Below are 19120 nucleotides of genomic sequence, written 5' to 3'. Positions count from 1 at the left end.
GGTCGGCTTAGTGGAAGGGCGGCTCCCCGCGCATCTCGAAGTGGCGGGAATGATTCGTGCGATCGAATCGCAAGGTGGTTTCGCAAGTGTTATCGCCAAAGGCGAGAGGGACGCCGGAACCATCCTGGTTTTAACTATCTATCGCGGCGAGAACGCAGTTCTTTTCGAAAGAATGCCGCAGCTCGATGGTTCGCGACCATATATTGCTGCAAAGCGGCAAAATCCTGAAAATCAGCAGGAAATTTTCGAATACCTTGAAAAACGGCGCAAGCAGGACCCCGATATCTGGGTTGTGGAGGCAGATATCGCTGATGGAGAACGGTTCATCGCATCCTGGGCGCGTTAACTTGACCTTTGCCGGTTCGGCTCTATTTGGCCGCGCAGCTTCCAGGTGCGTAGGCGGCGCTGTTCGGCAATACGGTCGAAGCGCAGGCACGCAGACGGGGGACGGCCGGCAGGCAAAGATTACGGACCGCTTTTACAAACGCAATTAACGCGATTGGTCCATGCCTGCGTCGGAGCGCGTTCACCGCCCAGAACCAAGAAAATATGATCCGCAGGAGCCATGGGCTCGGGCTTGCCGCTGGCGCGGTTGTGCTCGGCCTTACATTTGCCAGCGCCGAGTTTTCCGGCGCTTTCGCCCAGGTCACCGATCCGGGGCAACAAAAGGCGGTGAACGCCGCCGGTGGTTCGTCTGACGAAACTGCCCCACAGTTCATTTCGCAAGAGGTTGTGCAGCCACTCGCCGATGATTTGGCCGAGAAGTCCGCGTCCAATGCGGATACGGCGCAGGCCAAGGCCGGATCGCTGCGCAATCTGGTTGCGTCAACCGACACAGATTTCGCCCTGTCCGAGCAGATGCACTGCCTTGCCGGTGCGGTCTATTTCGAGGCGCGCGGCGAACCGCTCCCTGGCCAGCTGGCTGTGGCGCAGGTGGTGATCAATCGCGCCGCCAGCGAACGCTTTCCATCAAGCTATTGCGGGGTTGTCTATCAGCGTGCGCAATTCTCATTCGTGAAGGGCGGGGACATGCCGCAGATCAACACCGGGTCGCAGGCCTGGCGGCAAGCCAAGGCGGTTGCCCGGATCGCGCACGAGGGCATGTGGGAATCCGAAGTGCAGGATTCGCTCTATTTCCATGCCAAATATGTCCGGCCCAGCTGGAGCCGCAAGAAGGTTGCCCGCGCGACAATCAGTCAGCACATCTTCTATCGCTGAGCGGGTTCGCGTTACGTGATTTGAGGGGCCCGCCGCAAGGTTGGGCCCCTTTTCCCTGCGTGGTCAATGGCGCAGATCGGCCCATACCGGCGCATGGTCGCTGGCTTTCTCGCGGCCGCGGTGATCGCGGTCCACTCCGACAGCGACCAGCCGGTCGGCCAGCTCCGGACTGAGCAATATGTGGTCGATGCGAAAGCCATGGTCGCGCTGCCAGGCACCGGCCTGATAGTCCCAATAGGTCCACACGCCGCCGCGCGGATTGTGCGTGCGCAAGGCATCGGTCCAGCCATCGGCCAGAAGCCGGGAATAGGCGGCGCGTGATTCGGGCTGCATCAGGGCATCGTCTGCCATGGCCTTGGTTGACCAGACATCATTGTCTTCAGGGATCACGTTGAAATCGCCCAGCACCACGGCGGGCACTTCCTCCGCCCAGATTTCGGCCATTCGAGCCCGCAATCGCTCCATCCAGGCGAGCTTGTAGTCGAATTTGGGGCCAGGCTGCGGGTTGCCGTTGGGCAGGTAGATACAGGCGATGCGGATCCCGCCGACATCGGCTTCAAGATAGCGGGCCTGCTCTTCGCCCGAGCCGTCAGGACCCGGAATGCCAAGCCCGCGCTGCACCTCTTTGGGGCCCGCGATCCCCGCGCGCTCGTCAGCCAGAATGGCGACACCGTTGAAGCTCTTCTGCCCGTGCCAGATCGCGCGATAGCCGATCGCTGCGAATTCTTCGGCCGGGAAGTTCTCGTCCATGCTCTTGATCTCCTGCAGGCAGGCGACCGATGGGCGCGTTTCTTCGAGCCATTCCTTGAGGCGCGGCAGGCGCGCCTTGATACCGTTGATGTTGAATGTTGCTATCTTCATGACAACACTTGTGCCTGAAGACGCGCGAGCGGTCTAATTCAAATCCCGAAGCTTGAACCGCAGCCGCAACCGGCGGCGGCCTGGGGGTTTTCGACCCTGAAGGCTGCCCCGCCCAGTGATTCGACGAAGTCAACCACGCTGCCGGAAACCAGGTCCAGGCTCACCGGATCAACCACCAGCTGCACGCCGTCGGTTTCGCTTACCGCATCTTCGCCCTCTGCCGCTTCGGCAAGATCGAACTTGTATTGGAAGCCGGAACACCCGCCCCCCTCAACCGAAAGGCGCAAGATCGCCGGCCTGGACTGTTTTTGCGCAATCCAGGCTACCCGCTTCGCCGCAGCAGGGGTGAGTGTGAGTGTTGCTGTCATCGTTACACCGATCTAGGTGCTCGCCCACCAATTCTCAAGCACTCTGGATATAGATCCGCATCGCTTCGGCTTCGTGTTCGACCTTGTATGTCTGGTGCTTGACCAGATCGCCGATTGAAATGAAGCCCACCATCGCACTGTCATCAACCACCGGAAGGTGGCGAATCCGCCGCCGCGTCATCAGCGCCAGCGCTTCGTTGATTGGTGTTTTCGGCGCAACAGTGATTGGCGGCGCGGTCATCACTTCGGCAAGCGGGCGGTTGAGGCATACCTCCCCCTCTTCAGCCAGCCGATAGATGACATCGCGTTCCGAGAAAATCCCCACCACGGATCCTCCGCGCATCACCGGCAGCGCGCCGATTCGCTTCTGGGCCAGCAGCGCCACTGCCTCGCGCATCGGCACGGTCGAATCGCAGAAGATGATGTCTTGCGAACTGCGCTTTTCGATGATCCTTGCGATAGTCATCCCAACCTCCTGACCTCCATGCGGAGTGATTCCGAAGGGAAGAATGCCATTCTTGCACCAAAAAGGCGAGTCACGACGCATATGACGGGCATTGCATCGCCGCGCGCGAAGGCCCATGTGGCCCCCATGGTAGCCAAATCCCCACTCGATGATCCTCAGACGGCGGCGCATGCCTGGGCGCGTTATCGCCGCCTGATGCGGTTCATGTTCATGCTCACCGTGGGCACTGTCATGATTGCCATGGCGCTGCTCTACAAGTTCAACGGCATGGTTTCGGTCCATTTCTACATTGCCCTGGCGCTGGGCATGGGATTCATGATGTTGCTCACGAGCGCGCTGATGGGGCTGGTTTTCCTGTCCAACGGGACCGGACATGATGCCGCTGTCGACAACAATATGCCCAGCCATGACGAGGAATAGACCGCTGCGCTAATCGGGGTAGCGCAGGCGAAATTCCTCCACCGGTTTCCCACCAATCAAATGCTGCTGGATAATTGCTTCAAGCACATCCTCACGCGCGGAATGATACCAAACGCCTTCGGGCCAGACGACCGCAATGGGCCCTGCGGCGCAGATTTGCAGGCAATCGGCCTTGGTCCGCTGCACGCCCCCGCAGGGCCTGCCATCGGGATTGATGCGCTTGGGGCCGGACAGCCTCAGTTCGTTCAGGCGGCGCTTGAGGTATTTCCACGAGGCCTCACCTTCCTCGCGCGAGCAGCATTTCTGCTTCTCGCTCATCGCGCAGAGAAAAATGTGCCGCGCGGTGCTTTGGCCGCCGAGTTTGGCGAGCGCCAATTGTGCTTCGTGGAGCGTGTCGGGGGGCGGCTTGTTGCTGGGATCCATCGGCTGTGATGCGCTAGCCGCGCTTGCCGGCGATCCGGGCGATTTCGGCCTGGACCATCTTCTCGACCATGCCGGGCAGGTTCCTGTCGAGCCATTCGGCCAACATCGGGCGCAACATGTCACGCACCATGCCTTCAAGCGAGGTTTCGCCCGAACGCACGATCTGTGGGCGCGCGCCCGGTTCGGCCAGCATGGCCAGCGCCTCGAAATTCTCGCGCATCGATTGGCGCACCGTATCGGTAGTCAGTGGGCCGTCTTCGTCAACAGCGTCATCATTGTCGCGAGCGCCACCTTCGACAAATTCCATGTCCGAAAGATCGAGCACTTCATCTTCTGTTCGCGAATTTGCCAACGGCGGCGAGCTTCCGCGCACCGGGCCGGCGGCATCACGATTGTCCCGTGCGATCACTTTCTTGATCGATTCGAGGATCTCTTCGACCGAAGCTTCACCGTGCTGCGCCATCGCGGCCTATTTCCCTGCTGCTTGTCTTGCGTCCCGCCCAAAAACCGGGTGACACTACTAAGGCGTGCCGCCATCCGATTCATCAAGCGGCCCAATCATCGCGTCAGGCGCCGGGATGTCAACGGTTCTTGTTGACGTTGCCGCAGGCTCAGGGTCGCGTTGCCAGTCAAACATCGCGCCCCGCACCCGATCGTAATTCGCCCGTGGGTCATACAGCACGCTGCCGGTGTCCAGATTGAGGTCGCGCGCCTCGGCTTTGCCCATCGCGGCGAGCACGCTGAAGCCGGCAACATAGGCGTTGCGGCGGGCTGTCACCAATTGCGCCCGCGCCGACAGCAGTTCCTGCTCGGCATTGAGCACATCAAGGATTGTCCGGTTGCCGATGGAATTCTCTGCGCGCACACCTTCCAGGCTGAGCTCGGCGGCGGCCACTGCGGCTTCGGAGCTTTCGATCACGGCGTTCGACGCTTGCCAGTTCGAATAGGCGGCGCGTACTTGCGAGATGATGCTGCGCTCGGCCGCAATAACCTGCTCGAGAGCGGCAGTCTCGCGGGCAAAGGCCTGGCGCTGGCGAGCGGCTGGCAAACCGCCCTGGAAAATCGGGATGGTTACCTGCACGCCGACATTGGCGGTGGTTTCATTTTGCACGAAATTGGCTGCAACCGGACCGCCCAGCGTTCCGTAAAAGTCGGCGTAATCAAGGTTGGCGAAGACGCCCACCGTCGGCAATCGCCCAGCACCTGCCACTTCAGAATCGAACCCAGCGGCATCGGCGCGTTCGCGCGCGGCAATGAGGTCAGGATTGCTTTCCAGCGCGGTTTTCACCGCCTCGCCAACGGTTTCGGGCAGACCGGGCAGCGGCGGCGGGGACTCAAGCTCGCCCGGTGCACGGCCAACCAGCTGGATATAGGTTTCGCGCGCGGCGATCAGGTTTGCCTGGGCATTGCGCAGGTCGCCCTGTGCCACCGCCAGGCGTGATTGGGATTGTGCCACGTCAGTGCGGGTCAATTCGCCGATCTCGAAGCGGTCAGAGGTGGCCTGCAAATTTACGCTCAGCACGTCGACCTGGTTGCCAGCCAGCGTGGCCAGCGCCTCGGTGCGCAGCACATCCATATAGGCGGCAACCACCTGACTGAAGATCACGCTTTCCGTGCCGCGCAGATCGGCCTCACCAGCGGAAACGCGCCGCTTGGCTGCCTTGATCCCGTTGCGTACGGCACCGCCGGAATAGACCGGCACAGTCATGTCCAGGCCGGCCTGGACCCGCCGTTTGGGGGCGGTGAAGCTGTTGGGCGAAACTTTCACAAACTCGATATGGTTGGCGGTCGCAGAAATATTATGCAGCCCCTGCGCGCGCTGAATCGGAACCTCCTCGTCAACCGCTCGCTGCTGTGCGCGTGCAGCGATCAAGTCAGGATTGGTCTCATAGGCACTGATCAGCGCTGAACGCAGATCATCGGCCTGTGCCGCCGCCGGGGCCAGCGCAGAGCCCAGCAGCAAGGCAGCCGCGATGCGCCGCAGGTTTGGGCCCCGATCAGGCAAAATCAGAAACTCCATTCCTTTGGCCGGTCGAAGGAATGCAGCACCGGTATGCCGATTTCAGCCAGCGGCTGCAGCGCCACGTTGCCGCCAGTCTTGCGCCCGGTGGCCAGGCGAGTGACCCCGCGCAAGACCAGCCCGGTTACGATACGCCCGCCTTCTTCGATCCGTTTGGCAAGCGTATCGGGCAATTGCTCGATCGCTCCGTCGATCATGACCAGCGAAAAACCCTTGCGGCCCCGCTTGTTTTCCAATGCTTCTTCCACCGACATGGTTTCAAGCTTTCCTGCCAGCGGACGCACAAGTTCGGCGAGATAGCTGGAACCGGATTCCACCACCAGCACGCCGTCATCAAGCCCTGGCCGCGCTTCGGCCAGCATCATGCCGTGCACCAGCGGGGCGGCGAGGAAACGCCCCTCGCCAAGCGGGATGGCGCGATCCATATAGGCGATGGAACGTACGCCTTCGGGCACGAAGTTCTCACGCGCCACCGATCCCATACGCGCGAGCACGAAGGGCTCGTTCACGCCGCTGGTGCGGAGCTGGCTATCGATCATGGCTTTGCGGGCTAAAGACATATCACTCTTCGTCATGGTTGTTACCGGCTGTATTACACACACAATACACTAGGTCAATTACCTCTAGCGATTGCGATGCTTGCAGCCAAGCGCTTTGACGCTAGGTGCGCGAGGGGACTAAGGGGCGGTGGAATCGACCGACAGGAGCGCAGCTTCGATGAGCGACATGACCATTATCCGCGAAGACGATCTGATCGAGACCGTGGCGGATGCGTTGCAATACATATCTTACTATCATCCGATGGATTACATTCAGGCGCTGGGCAAAGCCTATGACGCGGAACAGGGGCCTGCGGCGAAGGATGCGATCGCGCAGATCCTGACCAACAGCCGGATGTGCGCAGAGGGCCACCGCCCGATCTGCCAGGACACCGGCATCGTCAATGTCTTCATCAAATGGGGGCAGGAGTGCCGCCTCGAATCGCGGCAAAGTTTGCAGGAAGTGGTCGATGAAGGGGTGCGCCGCGCCTACAACCATCCTGAGAACAAGCTTCGCGCCTCGATCCTGGCCGATCCCGCCTTCACCCGCCGCAACACCCGCGACAACACTCCCTGCGTGCTTTCTGTCGAAATGGTGCCAGGCAACAAGATCAGCATTGATGTCGCGGCCAAGGGCGGGGGCAGCGAGAACAAGTCCAAGTTCAAGATGATGAACCCCAGCGACAACATCGTCGACTGGGTGCTCGAACAGATCCCGTCGATGGGCGCCGGATGGTGCCCCCCGGGCATGCTGGGGATCGGAATTGGCGGCACGGCGGAACATTGCATGAAGCTGGCCAAGCAAAGCCTGATGGAACCGATCGATATGGCGCAGCTGAAGGCGCGCGGCGCGCGCAGCGATATCGAGCAGCTGCGGATCGATATTTTCGACGCGGTCAACGCCACCGGGGTCGGCGCGCAGGGGCTGGGCGGGCTCTCAACGATTCTTGACGTCAAGATCCTGGACTGGCCGTGCCATGCGGCGGGCAAGCCGGTGGCGATGATCCCCAATTGCGCCGCTACGCGCCATGCGCATGTGGTGATGGACGGTTCGGGCCCGGCCTATATCCCGCAGCCCGATCTCGATGCCTGGCCCAAGGTGCAGTGGCAGCCCGACGCAGAGGCCAAGCGGGTCAATCTCGACAATCTTACGTCTGAAGAGGTAGCGAGCTGGAAGGCGGGTGACCGGTTATTGCTCAATGGCACAATGCTGACCGGGCGCGACGCCGCGCATAAGCGCATCCAGGAAATGCTTGACAGGGGTGAAGATCTGCCGGTGAATTTCAAAGGCCGCGCGATCTATTACGTCGGCCCGGTCGATCCGGTGATGGGCGAAGTGGTTGGCCCGGCCGGCCCGACCACGGCAACGCGAATGGACAAGTTCACCGAGATGATGCTCGACCTTGGCCTGCTGGCGATGATCGGCAAGGCCGAGCGTGGGCATGATGCAGTCGAGGTTATCAGCCGCTTCAAGGTATCCTACCTGATGGCGGTGGGCGGTGCAGCCTATCTGGTTGCGCGGGCGATCAAGGAAGCAAAGGTGGTCGCTTTCGAAGATCTTGGCATGGAAGCGATCTACGAATTCACGGTGAAGGATATGCCTGTCACCGTCGCGGTCGACAGCGAAGGCACCAATGTCCACACGCTGGCCCCGGCGCAGTGGAAAGAACGGATTGCAAAGGATAAATTGCTCGAAAAGGGCTGAAGCCGGAACGTTCGTCGTTCGATGAACTTTCGATGAACGGCATATCTTGACCGACGACGGATTCGCGCTGGCGCCCTCTGCCAGCTAACAGTCAGGCCATGAAAACGGATTCTCCCAAGTTGCAGTCAACCGTCCCGTTCCGTTCGGTCCTGCTTTCGATACTGGCCTTGTGGGCCGCTTATTTTCTGATCACGTCGATCCGCGGTTTCATAGTCGGGTTTGAGTTTCAGGGCGAAATGCTGTGGCGCCGCGGTGTGGTGACCATGGTCGGCGTGGCGATGACCCTTGTGCTATGGTTGATCCTTCGGCTGATCGAGGCGCGCCCGCTCTGGACGCGGGTTGCGGCGGCGCTGGTCCTCGGATTTCCCCTGGCGATTCCGATCGCGCAGGCGAACCAGTGGATTTTCTCGGAGCTTCAGGCTGCCGAGGAGGAGCGTTACGGACAAGAGCGCGGAATAGTTGTCCGCCGCGACGAGGATGGAAATCTTCTGGTTGATGTGCCTTTGGGCCAGGACGGGCCCAGGGACGGAGCGGGTGCGGCAGATCCGGCGGGGGGCCTTGAATCCAAAAGCGTGATCATTGCGCCCGCACCCACCGAAGGCGAACAGTGGATCAAGATCATCGACATAGCCTTGGGCCGCTATTTCCTGATCCTCGCTTGGGCATCGCTTCATTTCGCAATGCTGGCCGGAGTTGAAGCGCGTTCGGCAGAGCGCCGCGCCGGCGAATTTCGCAACGCCGCGAAGGCGGCCGAGCTGCGGAGCTTGCGCTATCAGGTCAATCCGCATTTCCTGTTCAACACGCTCAATTCGCTTTCGTCTCTGGTGATCACCGGCAAGGCCGAACGCGCCGAACAGATGATCCAGCTGATATCGCGCTTCTATCGCCATAGCCTGGCTGACGATCCCACGACCAATGTCACACTGGCTGACGAATTCGACCTTCAGCGGCTCTACCTCGCCATCGAGGCGGTGCGTTTTCCGGAGCGGCTGCGGAGTGAATTGATCCTGCCGCCCGAGCTCGCCGATGCGCGCGTGCCGGGCATGATCCTGCAGCCGTTGATCGAAAACTCGGTCAGATATGCAGTCTCGCCGGTCAATCGCCCGGTCCTGATCCGGGTGGAGGCGCGCGAGGAGTTCGATCGACTGGTGATCACCGTCAGCGATGATGGGCCCGGAGTGCCAGATAATGTGCGCAACGGTTTCGGTATCGGCCTTGCCAATGTGCGCGACCGGCTGGAGGCCCGTTTCGGCCCCGATATCGTACTTGAGTCGGGCCCGGTTCCTGGTGGATATCGCACCGAAATGCGCATACCATTGACGCGCAATGGCTGAATCAGAGCAAACCGATACACCGCTGAGAACGTTGATCGTTGACGACGAGCCTCTCGCCGTCGAACGGATCCAGGTGATTTGTGCTAAACTGAGCAAGATCAACGTCATCGGAACGGCAAGCGATGGCGCGGCGGCGCTGCGCCTCGCCGAGGCGCTTGCGCCCGACCTTATGCTGCTCGATATGACCATGCCCGAACTCGACGGGTTGGGTGTCGCACACCAGCTGGCCGGGCAGGAGAATCCGCCTGCAATCATTTTCGTGACAGCCCATGATGGCTTTGCGGTCGAAGCATTTGACCTCGAAGCGGTCGATTACGTGCTGAAACCGGTTGCCGCCGATCGGCTCGAGCGGGCGATTGAAAGAGCGGTTTCTCGCCGCGGGTCAGAGCGCAACAGTACCAGCGAATGGCTTGAAGAACTGTGGGTGCCGCACCGTTCGGAACTGATCCGTATCGCAGTGAACGAAGTGAGCCGGATCGATGCCGAGCGTGACTATGTGCGGCTGTTTGTCGGCGATCCGGCCGAAGGTGGGCGCAGCTATCTGCTGCTGCAGACCATCGCGGGGCTGGAGAAGAAACTCGATCCGAGTGAGTTCATCCGCATCCACCGATCCACCATTTTGCGTAAGGATCGCATCAGGGGGCTGAGGCACGATGGGCTGGGAGTGTGGTCGGCAGAGCTGGATTGCGGCGAGGCGTTAAGGATCGGGAGGACTTATCTGCCAAAGGTCAAAGCGATGGCCGGGCGCTGATAGTGCTGTGTTTGAGCCGCTGATAAGGCCGCCTGTAAAGATGCGGCCTGAGCCCCGGGACTGGAAAGGACTCAGGCCGCAAGGCCGCACTTGCGTGCTTGGGGGTGCGTCGGGTTAACCGCCGAGCTGTTGTTCGCTGACAATTTGCGCGAATTGCGCCTTGGCACTTTTGCGCGCCTCATTCAGGCAGCGGCTCTGATCGGGCGGGGTAATGCGGCTGCCAGTGCGAACGCCGTCAACGCCGCAAGCCTGGCGAGCTGCACGTTCGAGTCGCTGCTCGAGCTTCTTCTGTCCTTGCTCGGTCGCGAGATTGAGATCGTGATAGGACACAGATACGCTTTCGCCCTGGGCCTCTCCGGCAATTGCAGGCGTGGTTGCGAGCGCTGCACTGATCGCGGCAGCTGCAAACATGGATTTGAACATAGTTTCCTCCATTTGCGGCGATCTCGGAAAAGAGGGGGCAGAGAGACCGGATCCGCACAACAGGAGATAGGCGATTGCCGGTGCCCGATCAGCTTGCACTCGACATGCACGCAATCCGCATCGACCGGAGCTACGACATACTGATCGATGTCAGATCGCGCCCGACGAACAGCCATTTCCAATCGATGGAAGTTTGCGCAATAATATGACCATGGCGATGGTGATCATCTTTCTGCTGGGGATCGGCAATTTCACTCTGCACAAGGCGGTGCTCGAAAGCCGCCATCCTATGCTGGGGCAGATGCCGTGGTTCGTGCACATGCTAGGCGGCAGGCTGACGCTGGTAACGGAATTCCTGATTCTGCTTGCCGCGCTGCTGCTGGCGTCCAACGGCTGGCCGGGCCTTGCGTGGGGCTATCTCGCCTACACAGCGCTTAACTGCTTCGCCGCCTGGCTGATACTGACCGACCGGATCTGATGCTTTGCTTTCATGCTGCAGCGAATCTGCTAGGCGCCAAACATGGCTAGCGACGCCTCCGTACTGTTCCATGTCAGCGATACCCATTTCGGGGTAGAGGATCGCGCTGCCACGGCCTGGTTTGAGGCGGCGGTGCATCTCGAGCGCCCCGACGCGGTGATCTGCACCGGTGATCTCACTCAGCGCGCGACCCATCGGCAATATGCCCTTGCCGCAAAGTGGTTCGCCAGCCTGGGCGTGCCGCTTATGGTCCAGCCTGGCAATCATGACATGCCCTATTACAATTTGTGGGAGCGTTTCCGCAGGCCCTATGCACGCTTCGGATCGCTTGAGCGGGCCGTGGGTGCAGAGATCGTTCTGGAACATGCCCTGATCGTGCCCTTCGATACCAATGTTCCCGCGCAGTTGCGCTGGCCCTGGTCGGACGGGGTGGTCACGCGGCGTAACCTCGATGCGGCGCTGGCGCGGTTGAAAGCTGTGCACTCAGATCCACGCCCCAAGCTGGTTGCTTGCCATCATCCCCTGTTGGCGGATGAGGATGGGCGCAGGAATCCGACCATTCGCGGGGATACAGCCTTCGCTGAACTGGCTGCGGCAGGGGCCGCCATGGTGCTATCGGGCCATGTGCATTTCCCGTTCGACCAGGTCCGCTCGCGCGAAAACCATGCCATGCGGATGGTAGGGGCGGGGACATTGTCGACCCGGCTGCGCAGGGGGGCGCCGCCGTCCTACAATGTCGTGCGGATTGACGCCGCAGGCATCATCGAAGTTGAGCAACGCGATTTCATCGCTCAGCCTGTCTGACCTAGAGCGCAGATACAAAAAGGGCGGCCCCGAAGGACCGCCCCTTGATTTTCCGCAAGGCTGGAAATCAGCGCTTCGAGAACTGGAAGCTGCGGCGAGCCTTGGCCCGGCCATACTTCTTGCGTTCGACCACGCGGCTGTCGCGGGTAAGGAAGCCAGCGGCCTTGACTGTGGAGCGCAGCGCCGGCTCGTACTTGGTCAGCGCCTGCGAAATGCCATGCTTGACCGCACCGGCCTGGCCCGACAATCCGCCGCCACGCACAGTGGCGATCACATCATACTGGCCCTCACGCTCGGTGATGCCGAAGGGCTGATTGATGATCAGTCGCAGCGTCGGACGCGCGAAGTAGGCTTCCTGATCCTTGCCGTTGACAGTGATCGTTCCCTTGCCGGGCTTGATCCACACGCGGGCCACGGCATCCTTGCGGCGACCGGTGGCATAGGCGCGGCCCTGCGGGTCGAGTTCCTGTTCGCGCAGGGGCACTTCGGCCACAGCGGCGATTTCGGCTGCATCGCCTTCGGGCACATCGCTGGCGATGTCCTTCAGGTCCGCCAGATCCGAAACGGTTTCGTTGCTGGTTTCGCCAGAGTTCTCGATACTCATTATGCGGTGACCTTGTTCTTGCGATTCATGGAAGCTACGTCGAGCAGCTGCGGCGCCTGGCCGTCATGCGGATGCTCGGTACCGGCATAGAGGTGCAGCGCCTTCATCTGCTGGCGACCTAGCGGGCCGCGCGGGATCATGCGCTCGACAGCCTTTTCCAGCACGCGCTCGGGGAAGCGGCCTTCCAGCACCTTGGCCGGGGTGGTTTCCTTGATGCCGCCGGGGTGGCCGGTGTGCTTGTAATAGACCTTATCGCCCATCTTCTTGCCGGTGAACTTCACCTTGTCGGCATTGATAACGACAACATGGTCACCGCAATCGACATGCGGGGTGTAGCTCGGCTTGTGCTTGCCGCGCAGGATGTTGGCGATGATCGTTGCAACGCGGCCGACAACCAGGCCATCGGCATCGATCAGGTGCCATTTCTTTTCGACCTCGGCCGGTTTTATGGACCGGGTCTGCTTGCTAAGCGCCTTCATGGGTTCAACTTCCTAGATTTGGGTAGCCGCAGCGTTTGCCGCCTCGGCCTCGAATCGCGCCCGTGACTTTTTGCCGCAGGTGCGAGAACGGGGCGCAAATGTCGCCTGAGTGCGCGCAAGTCAAGCAAAACCGCGCTTTTCAGTGGAGGTAAAATAATACCGTTTGATTTTGCGCGTCCAGGTTTCGCGCATGGCCCAGCGCTCGCGCGAGCTCCGTTTGCTCCAGCCGCCGCGCGCCCTCGATCAAGCCGTCAGCGCCGGGCATGACCGGGGATATGCCATCAATCTTCTCGCTCCCTCAAAGAGCCAAGCCAGGCCTGTGTGGCAGTTGACGCTGCATCGCACTTCCAACCCATAATTGCAGGAGTATCATAGGGATGGAGTGCCGCCAACCGCCCGGCAGCACGGTCAAGCAAGGCGGCATCGGTCTTGAACAGCACCCCTATTTCCTTGCCGCTCTCGCGCGCACCGCCCCATTCGAAGATCGATTCCACATCCGGCAGCAGGTTGGCGCAAGCGATCAGTTTCTCATCCAGCAAGGCATTCGCTACTTCGCGCGCAGCGCTGCGATCGGGAAAGGGGCACCAGATCAGCGCGCTCATGCCCCGCCCCGACTGCGCCGACCATCTGCATGCATGCCCCAGGCAAGGCCCGCCACCAGCAAAGCCCCGGTCAATTGGTGTGCCACCGCCACCCACAGCGACACTTCGCTCAGGACCGTGGCTATGCCCAGCACTACCATGGTTCCGAACGCACTATGGATGGCGATCGAAGCGCCGCGTTCACGTGTGCGTACGCGCCGTGCCAGCCACACCAGCGCGGCGACAGCAACCCAGGCCCACCAGCGATGGAGAAAGTGCAGCAGGAAGGGATCATGCGTCAGCGCCCAAAGCCAGCCCCGGGCCAGGTCCGGCTGCGGGAAGAACCGCCCATTCATCAACGGCCAGTCATAGGCGGCGTGACCCGCGTTGAGGCCCGCCACCCAGGCCCCGAGCAAGAGCTGGATAAACACCGTGATTGCCACCATCAGCGATGGGCCGGTGAGGCCGGCGGGCCGCGCAGCAGGATCCTTCGCAAGTTGCTGCAGATCGCGCGCCGTCCACACCAATCCGCCCAGCGTGAAGAAGGCAGTAAGCAGGTGCACCGATAGCCAGAAATGGCTGACGTCGGTCATTTCGCCGCTAAGGCCAGAACGCACCATCAGCCAGCCGAAGGTCCCCTGCAACCCGCCCAGCGCCAGCAGTGCCAGCAAGCGCAGCTTGTAACCCTTAGGAATGGCTCCCTTGATCCAGAACCAGGCCAGCGGCAGCGCAAAGGCAAGCCCGATGAGGCGGCCGAGCAAGCGGTGGAACCACTCCCAGAAGAAGATGAACTTGAAATCTGCCAGCGTCATGCCCGCCGGCCCGGCCTCGTAAAGATACTCGGGCGTCTGGCGGTAAAGGTCGAACTCGGCTTGCCACGCCGCCTCGCTCAGCGGGGGCAGCACGCCGGTAATCGGATTCCATTGCGTAATCGAGAGCCCGCTTTCGGTTAGCCGGGTAATTCCGCCCACCATGACGATCACGATCACCATCGCGGCGATCACATACAGCCAGAATGCAAGTGCCAGGGGGCGCGCCGTTTCACGCACTGGCGCCCCGCAGGTGGTTTGCGTTTCGACGTGTGTAACCATGGACCGACATCTGCGCAGCGCGCCAGAAAAGTGCAAGTCCATTCGCCGCAAGATCGCTTGCACCTCTTGCAAGATGATACACCATAACATAGATACAACCGGTACCATGCCAGTAAACAACATCTCGATTCGCCGCCGGCTTGACCGTGCGGGCATCTGGCTTTCGAGCCTGTGCCTGCTGCATTGCCTTGCGACTATCCTGATTGTTTCGGTGTTGGGATTGGGCGGGCAATTGCTGCTTGCGCCGGAAATCCACCGTTATGGCCTTGCCTTGGCGCTGATCATCGCGGCGGTGGCGATCGGCTGGGGCGCGCTGCGCCACCGGCGCCCTGCGCCGTTCGTGACGGCAATGATGGGGCTTACCTTTATGGGCGGCGGGCTTGCCGTGCCGCATGGCTGGCACGAGGCGGCGCTAACTATTATCGGCGTGGCGCTGGTTTCAATCGGCCATTTGCTCAATATGCGATAGCACTTGCCTGACACGCATTGAGGCTTATGTGGCCCTTGTATGAGCGCCACCAAGACCATCACACTCAACGGCGATACGCGCCGGACCACAGCCCGAACCATCGCTGCGCTTGTACGCGAGCTCGAGCTTGAACCGGCCAAGGTTGCGGTTGAGCGCAATCACGTGATCGTGCCGCGCTCGACACTGGAAGAGACCGCCCTGTCCGATGGAGATATGCTGGAGATCGTGCATTTCGTTGGCGGCGGTTCTGCTGCGGCAAAGGCGGATGACAGCTGGAGCGTGGCGGGCCGGACATTTCGCTCGCGCCTGATCGTGGGCACCGGCAAATACAGGGATTTCGAGCAGAATGCCGCCGCGGTCGAGGCGTCAGGGGCGGAAATCGTTACCGTGGCGGTGCGCCGGGTCAACGTCAGCGATCCCAAGGCACCGATGCTGACCGACTATATAGATCCCAGGAAGATCACCTATCTGCCCAACACCGCCGGGTGCTTTACCGCCGATGAGGCCATCCGCACCCTGCGGCTGGCGCGCGAGGCGGGCGGTTGGGACCTGGTGAAGCTGGAAGTGCTGGGCGAGGCGCGAACGCTCTATCCCGATATGCGTGAAACGCTTAAAGCGACCGAAGTATTGGCGGGCGAAGGCTTTCTGCCGATGGTCTATTGCGTCGATGATCCGATCGCGGCGAAGCAGCTGGAAGATGCCGGCGCGGTGGCGGTGATGCCGCTCGGCGCACCCATCGGTTCCGGCCTTGGCATCCAGAACCGAGTCACGATCCGCCTGATCGTCGAGGGCGCGAGCGTGCCGGTGCTGGTCGATGCGGGTGTGGGCACTGCGTCGGATGCGGCAGTGGGCATGGAGCTGGGCTGCGACGGGATTTTGATGAATACTGCGATCGCCGAGGCAAAGGATCCGGTCCGCATGGCGCGCGCAATGAAGCTGGCTGTCGAGGCAGGGCGCGAAGCCTATCTCGCCGGGCGCATGGGGCGGCGCATGTATGCCGATCCGAGTTCACCGCTGGCAGGCCTGATCTGACTTCGGGTTAGTTTCCGGCGGCTGACCATGACCCTGTGCGCAAGCAATCCCGCTATAGTTACCGTTAATTAACCACGCTCGGCCAAAATGCTCCTTGCAACAGGGAGCAAAAGCCATGCCGGTAACTGGCACCGCCTCGATGACCATTAGCGAGATGCGCGAATTTGCGAGCTTTTCGGCCGCAGAGCAGCGTTACATCAAGCGCAGCCTGGATATCGGGCTGGGACGGCAGGATGCGTTCAAGCTGTGGGCGCGCAGCGAAGGCGAGAACGCCGCGATCCGCTGCCAGTATGTTGCCTATCAGGAACTGAAGACGCTCCGCGCGACCATTCCACATGATGTCACCATTGCGCAGATCGAAACCTTCATCGGCAAGCTGGTGCGAGTTGCCGCTTTTGATCTGTCACAAGAACGGATCAGCAGCTTCTCGGCATTCCGCTTTCTCTACGAGCGCTTGCTGGGCGCCGATGTGCGCCCTTGGCTGCCCAGCGCATTCTGTGCTGCCGCTGCGCTGCCGCAAATCCGGCCCGATTGCCGCAAGGAGTTGCTGCAAAGCCTGAGCGAAGCCGCCGCCACCGCACCAGGCTGGTCGGATCGCGAGCCGAGCTTCTATCCGGAATATGTTGAGGATGTTGAGGCTGCGTGAGCAAAGAGATTCCAGTTGTCGCGGCAGGCCCGACGGGTGACCTCGCCGATGCCTATCAATGGCTGGCACAGGTGCTCACGAGCTTTGCAAAGGCCGAACAAGCGATCGGCCTGCTATGTTTGCGGCTCGATTTGTCGATGAAGAACGGACCACTCGGCAGCACTAACGAGCTGCGCACCCGGCTTGCCCGGACCGAGGACCGCCGCTGCAAGAGCCTTGAGAAACGTATCGTGCGCTGGCAATCGCTCCGCCCCGTGCGGCACGTTCTGGCGCACGGGACTCTGCAAGTCGTCTATGATGACAAACGAAATCCGCTGTTCGTGACGAGGCATTTGCCGCTCGACAGGGACGATGTGACGCCTGACCGCGTGTGGACCGATGACGAACGTTTGGAATTGCTGCGCATGGCGACCGGAGATGGCCGCTCGATTCACGACCAAGTGCGCAATCTGCTCGATGACGCAAAGATCATCGAGCAGCTTCGCAAGCCCTAACCCTTGTAAAGCCCGTCAATCCGGTCCTGGTAGCGCTCGCGGATTTTGTGGCGGCGGATCTTCATGCTCGGCGTCAGCTCCTCGTTCTCGATACTGAACGGCTCGTCAGCGCAAGCGAACTTGCGTACTTTCTCGATCACGGAAAGGTCATGGTTCACGCGGTCGATTGCTACGCGCAACGCGCTCTTGAAAGCGGGCAGGTCCTGCAGCGCCGCCATGTCGAACTTCTCGTCATTGGCCTTGGCCCATTCCAAAGCCCATTCGGCGTCGGGCACGATCAGGCCGACGATATAGGGCCGCTTGTCGCCGCTCACCATGGCCTGCGCGATCTCGGGCTGTAGCGTCAGCATGCCTTCGATCTTCTGCGGTGCGACATTGTCGCCCTTGTCGCTGATGATCATGTCCTTCTTGCGATCGGTGATCACGATCCGGCCCTTGTCGTCGAGATGGCCAATATCGCCGGTGTGGAGCCAGCCATCCCTGATCGTGCGCGCGGTCTCCGCCTCGTTGCGCCAATAGCCGTGCATCACCAGTTCGCCGCGCACCAGAATTTCGCCATCTTCCGCGATCTCCACCTCAACCCCGCGCATTGGCGGGCCAACCGTGTCCATCTTCAGCCCGGCCTTGGGCCGGTTGCAGCTGATGACCGGGCCGGCCTCGGTCTGGCCATATCCCTGCAGCATGGTGAGCCCCAGCGCGTCGAAGAAATTGCCGACATCGGGGTTGAGCGGCGCGCCGCCGGAAACCATGGCCTTGATCCTGCCGCCAAAGCGTGCCCGGATCTTGGGCCGAAGGGTCTTTTCCAGGATAAAGTTCATCGGCTTGTCACGCTTGCGCAAGCGCCCGTGCTCGCCTTCCTTTTCGCTGATCATCAGCGCCCGGCCCATCAGATAGTTCGCGACCTTGCCCTGCTTTTCGACCTGTTTCATGATGCGTGCGCGCAGCACTTCGAACAGGCGGGGCACCACCACCATGATCGTGGGGCGGGTTTCCTCGATATTGCTGGCAAGCTTTTCCAGCCCTTCGGAATAGAAAATTTCCGCGCCTACGCTGATCGGCAGGTACTGCCCGCCGGTATGTTCATAGGCATGGCTGAGCGGCAGGAAGCTGAGGAAGCGTTCGTCACTAATCCCGAAATCCTCGATCAGGATATCCGCCGCCCCGGCGACATTGCACAGGATCGCGCCGTGATGCTGCAACACGCCGCGCGGTGCCCCTCCAGTGCCGCTGGTATAGATGATGCAGGCGGTCTGCTCGCGATCGATTCCCGCCATTCGCTCGTCCACCGCCTTGCGCGCTGCCACAGGATCGCCAGCGATCATCTGCTCCCAGCCATGGTAATCGAAGCTGCCCGACTGATGCCGATGCAGGTCCTCGATACCGATAACGTGCTCGATGATTCCTGTTGCCAGGATCGCTGGATGAAGCGGCTGAAGCAGCCTTTCGGTCGACACGATCACCGCCCGGGCGCCCGAATTGTCGAGAATATGCGCATGGTCGCGCTCGGTATTGGTAACATAGGTCGGCACGGTCACACAGCCCGCCGCCATGATGGCCAAGTCTGCTATGCACCATTCGGGGCGGTTTTCACTTACCAGGCAAACCCGGTCGCCATCCCTCAGGCCAAGTGTGCGCAGGTTTTCCGCCAATAGGCAGACGTGATCCGCCACTTCACGCCAGCTTTGCGTCACCCAGCTGCCGCCTTCCTTGCGGCCAAGGAAGGGCGCATCACCTTTGGCGTCCGCGCGTGTAAGGAAAAGCTCAACCAGATTTCTGGCATTGTCGATATCGGTCAGCTGCACTGACTTGCTCCTGCTCCCGGGGAAGCCCCCTTTATTCTATGGCCGAGGTCTAGGGTCCTGCCCGCCGCACCGCAAGAGCGACTGCACTTGCGCGCCGCGCAAGCCACATTGC

Annotated in this window: 25 protein-coding genes; 12 read left to right on the top strand and 13 right to left on the bottom strand. The window is 61.2% G+C overall.

Annotation, left to right across the window (positions count from 1 at the left end):
• The first annotated feature begins 10 nt into the window (after window positions 1–10).
• Both ACX3VQ_RS06755 and ACX3VQ_RS06750 read left to right on the top strand, forming a co-directional pair.
• Entirely contained in the window at window positions 11–346 is a 336-nt protein-coding gene (locus ACX3VQ_RS06755) for a DUF1491 family protein (RefSeq protein WP_462570840.1), read from the top strand.
• Window positions 347–549: 203 nt separating this feature from the next.
• Window positions 550–1218 (top strand): cell wall hydrolase, encoded by a 669-nt coding sequence (locus ACX3VQ_RS06750; protein WP_462570841.1) that lies wholly within the window; start codon window positions 550–552, stop codon window positions 1216–1218.
• Window positions 1219–1281: 63 nt separating this feature from the next.
• On the opposite strand, the gene xth is transcribed toward ACX3VQ_RS06750, so the two are convergent.
• Genes xth through ACX3VQ_RS06735 form a run of 3 tightly spaced genes read right to left on the bottom strand, consistent with a single transcriptional unit; the run spans window position 1282 to window position 2913 of the window.
• Entirely contained in the window at window positions 1282–2079 is a 798-nt protein-coding gene (gene xth / locus ACX3VQ_RS06745; RefSeq protein WP_462580115.1) for an exodeoxyribonuclease III, read from the bottom strand.
• A gap of 38 nt (window positions 2080–2117) precedes the next feature.
• Window positions 2118–2447 carry a HesB/IscA family protein gene (locus ACX3VQ_RS06740; protein ID WP_462570844.1) on the bottom strand — a complete coding sequence of 110 codons (330 nt, stop codon included), beginning with the start codon at window positions 2445–2447 and terminating at the stop codon, window positions 2118–2120.
• A gap of 34 nt (window positions 2448–2481) precedes the next feature.
• Entirely contained in the window at window positions 2482–2913 is a 432-nt protein-coding gene (locus ACX3VQ_RS06735; protein WP_462580114.1) for a CBS domain-containing protein, read from the bottom strand.
• Window positions 2914–3039: 126 nt separating this feature from the next.
• Between ACX3VQ_RS06735 and ACX3VQ_RS06730 the strand changes: the two genes are divergently transcribed.
• Window positions 3040–3333, top strand: a complete 294-nt coding sequence (locus tag ACX3VQ_RS06730) for a hypothetical protein (protein WP_462570848.1) — start codon at window positions 3040–3042, stop codon at window positions 3331–3333.
• 9 nt (window positions 3334–3342) lie between these two features.
• Here the strand turns inward: ACX3VQ_RS06730 and ACX3VQ_RS06725 are convergent, their stop codons facing one another.
• The 4 genes from ACX3VQ_RS06725 to ACX3VQ_RS06710 are packed head-to-tail and all read right to left on the bottom strand — an operon-like array spanning window position 3343 to window position 6315.
• The gene (locus ACX3VQ_RS06725) at window positions 3343–3756 is read right to left on the bottom strand and encodes a (2Fe-2S) ferredoxin domain-containing protein (protein WP_462580113.1); all 414 of its coding nucleotides are present in this window, start codon (window positions 3754–3756) and stop codon (window positions 3343–3345) included.
• A 13-nt stretch (window positions 3757–3769) separates the two neighbouring features.
• Window positions 3770–4219, bottom strand: coding sequence for a DUF2497 domain-containing protein (locus ACX3VQ_RS06720; RefSeq protein ID WP_462580112.1), 450 nt, complete (start codon window positions 4217–4219; stop codon window positions 3770–3772).
• 57 nt (window positions 4220–4276) lie between these two features.
• On the bottom strand, window positions 4277–5761 hold the full coding sequence (locus ACX3VQ_RS06715; RefSeq protein ID WP_462580111.1) for a TolC family outer membrane protein: 1485 nt from the start codon (window positions 5759–5761) through the stop codon (window positions 4277–4279).
• A gap of 2 nt (window positions 5762–5763) precedes the next feature.
• The gene (locus ACX3VQ_RS06710) at window positions 5764–6315 is read right to left on the bottom strand and encodes a protein-L-isoaspartate O-methyltransferase family protein (RefSeq protein WP_462580110.1); all 552 of its coding nucleotides are present in this window, start codon (window positions 6313–6315) and stop codon (window positions 5764–5766) included.
• A 178-nt stretch (window positions 6316–6493) separates the two neighbouring features.
• Here ACX3VQ_RS06710 and ACX3VQ_RS06705 point away from each other — a divergent pair, with 178 nt between their 5' ends.
• From ACX3VQ_RS06705 to ACX3VQ_RS06695, 3 genes are all read left to right on the top strand, one after another.
• A complete protein-coding gene (locus ACX3VQ_RS06705; protein ID WP_462580109.1) occupies window positions 6494–8020 on the top strand; it encodes a fumarate hydratase in 1527 nt (508 codons plus the stop codon).
• A 98-nt stretch (window positions 8021–8118) separates the two neighbouring features.
• Window positions 8119–9354: a sensor histidine kinase gene (locus ACX3VQ_RS06700; protein WP_462580108.1), complete on the top strand. Its 1236-nt coding sequence runs from the start codon at window positions 8119–8121 to the stop codon at window positions 9352–9354.
• The gene (locus ACX3VQ_RS06695; protein WP_462580107.1) at window positions 9347–10105 is read left to right on the top strand and encodes a LytR/AlgR family response regulator transcription factor; all 759 of its coding nucleotides are present in this window, start codon (window positions 9347–9349) and stop codon (window positions 10103–10105) included. Before ACX3VQ_RS06700 ends, ACX3VQ_RS06695 begins: the two co-directional genes overlap by 8 nt.
• 114 nt (window positions 10106–10219) lie before the next feature.
• Here the strand turns inward: ACX3VQ_RS06695 and ACX3VQ_RS06690 are convergent, their stop codons facing one another.
• Complete coding sequence (locus ACX3VQ_RS06690; RefSeq protein WP_462580106.1) at window positions 10220–10528, bottom strand: UrcA family protein; 309 nt, start codon at window positions 10526–10528, stop codon at window positions 10220–10222.
• Window positions 10529–10733: 205 nt separating this feature from the next.
• Between ACX3VQ_RS06690 and ACX3VQ_RS06685 the strand changes: the two genes are divergently transcribed.
• Together ACX3VQ_RS06685 and ACX3VQ_RS06680 are read left to right on the top strand one after the other, a co-directional pair.
• Window positions 10734–11006, top strand: coding sequence for a hypothetical protein (locus tag ACX3VQ_RS06685; RefSeq protein WP_462580105.1), 273 nt, complete (start codon window positions 10734–10736; stop codon window positions 11004–11006).
• Window positions 11007–11048: 42 nt separating this feature from the next.
• Window positions 11049–11810 (top strand): metallophosphoesterase family protein, encoded by a 762-nt coding sequence (locus tag ACX3VQ_RS06680; RefSeq protein WP_462580104.1) that lies wholly within the window; start codon window positions 11049–11051, stop codon window positions 11808–11810.
• A gap of 67 nt (window positions 11811–11877) precedes the next feature.
• Here ACX3VQ_RS06680 and rpsI read toward each other — a convergent pair whose 3' ends face one another.
• From rpsI to ACX3VQ_RS06660, 4 genes are all read right to left on the bottom strand, one after another.
• A complete protein-coding gene (gene rpsI / locus ACX3VQ_RS06675) occupies window positions 11878–12414 on the bottom strand; it encodes a 30S ribosomal protein S9 (RefSeq protein WP_462570861.1) in 537 nt (178 codons plus the stop codon).
• Window positions 12414–12893, bottom strand: coding sequence for a large ribosomal subunit protein uL13 (gene rplM, locus ACX3VQ_RS06670; protein ID WP_462570862.1), 480 nt, complete (start codon window positions 12891–12893; stop codon window positions 12414–12416). Before rplM ends, rpsI begins: the two co-directional genes overlap by 1 nt.
• A 281-nt stretch (window positions 12894–13174) precedes the next feature.
• Complete coding sequence (cutA, locus tag ACX3VQ_RS06665; protein ID WP_462580102.1) at window positions 13175–13495, bottom strand: divalent-cation tolerance protein CutA; 321 nt, start codon at window positions 13493–13495, stop codon at window positions 13175–13177.
• A complete protein-coding gene (locus tag ACX3VQ_RS06660; protein ID WP_462580101.1) occupies window positions 13492–14565 on the bottom strand; it encodes a COX15/CtaA family protein in 1074 nt (357 codons plus the stop codon). Before ACX3VQ_RS06660 ends, cutA begins: the two co-directional genes overlap by 4 nt.
• A gap of 73 nt (window positions 14566–14638) precedes the next feature.
• Here ACX3VQ_RS06660 and ACX3VQ_RS06655 point away from each other — a divergent pair, with 73 nt between their 5' ends.
• From ACX3VQ_RS06655 to ACX3VQ_RS06640, 4 genes are all read left to right on the top strand, one after another.
• The gene (locus tag ACX3VQ_RS06655; protein ID WP_462580100.1) at window positions 14639–15034 is read left to right on the top strand and encodes a MerC domain-containing protein; all 396 of its coding nucleotides are present in this window, start codon (window positions 14639–14641) and stop codon (window positions 15032–15034) included.
• 39 nt (window positions 15035–15073) lie between these two features.
• Entirely contained in the window at window positions 15074–16066 is a 993-nt protein-coding gene (gene thiS / locus ACX3VQ_RS06650; RefSeq protein WP_462580099.1) for a sulfur carrier protein ThiS, read from the top strand.
• 115 nt (window positions 16067–16181) lie between these two features.
• Window positions 16182–16712: a hypothetical protein gene (locus tag ACX3VQ_RS06645; RefSeq protein WP_462580098.1), complete on the top strand. Its 531-nt coding sequence runs from the start codon at window positions 16182–16184 to the stop codon at window positions 16710–16712.
• Window positions 16709–17206 (top strand): hypothetical protein, encoded by a 498-nt coding sequence (locus ACX3VQ_RS06640; RefSeq protein WP_462580096.1) that lies wholly within the window; start codon window positions 16709–16711, stop codon window positions 17204–17206. Before ACX3VQ_RS06645 ends, ACX3VQ_RS06640 begins: the two co-directional genes overlap by 4 nt.
• Here ACX3VQ_RS06640 and ACX3VQ_RS06635 read toward each other — a convergent pair.
• Window positions 17203–19008, bottom strand: a complete 1806-nt coding sequence (locus ACX3VQ_RS06635; protein WP_462580095.1) for an AMP-dependent synthetase/ligase — start codon at window positions 19006–19008, stop codon at window positions 17203–17205. The two genes, ACX3VQ_RS06640 and ACX3VQ_RS06635, sit on opposite strands and share 4 nt — an antisense overlap.
• Window positions 19009–19120 lie beyond the last annotated feature (112 nt).

The sequence above is a fragment of the Altererythrobacter chaiwopuensis genome (assembly GCF_054957735.1).
This window is presented reverse-complemented; position numbering and strand designations above follow the sequence as displayed.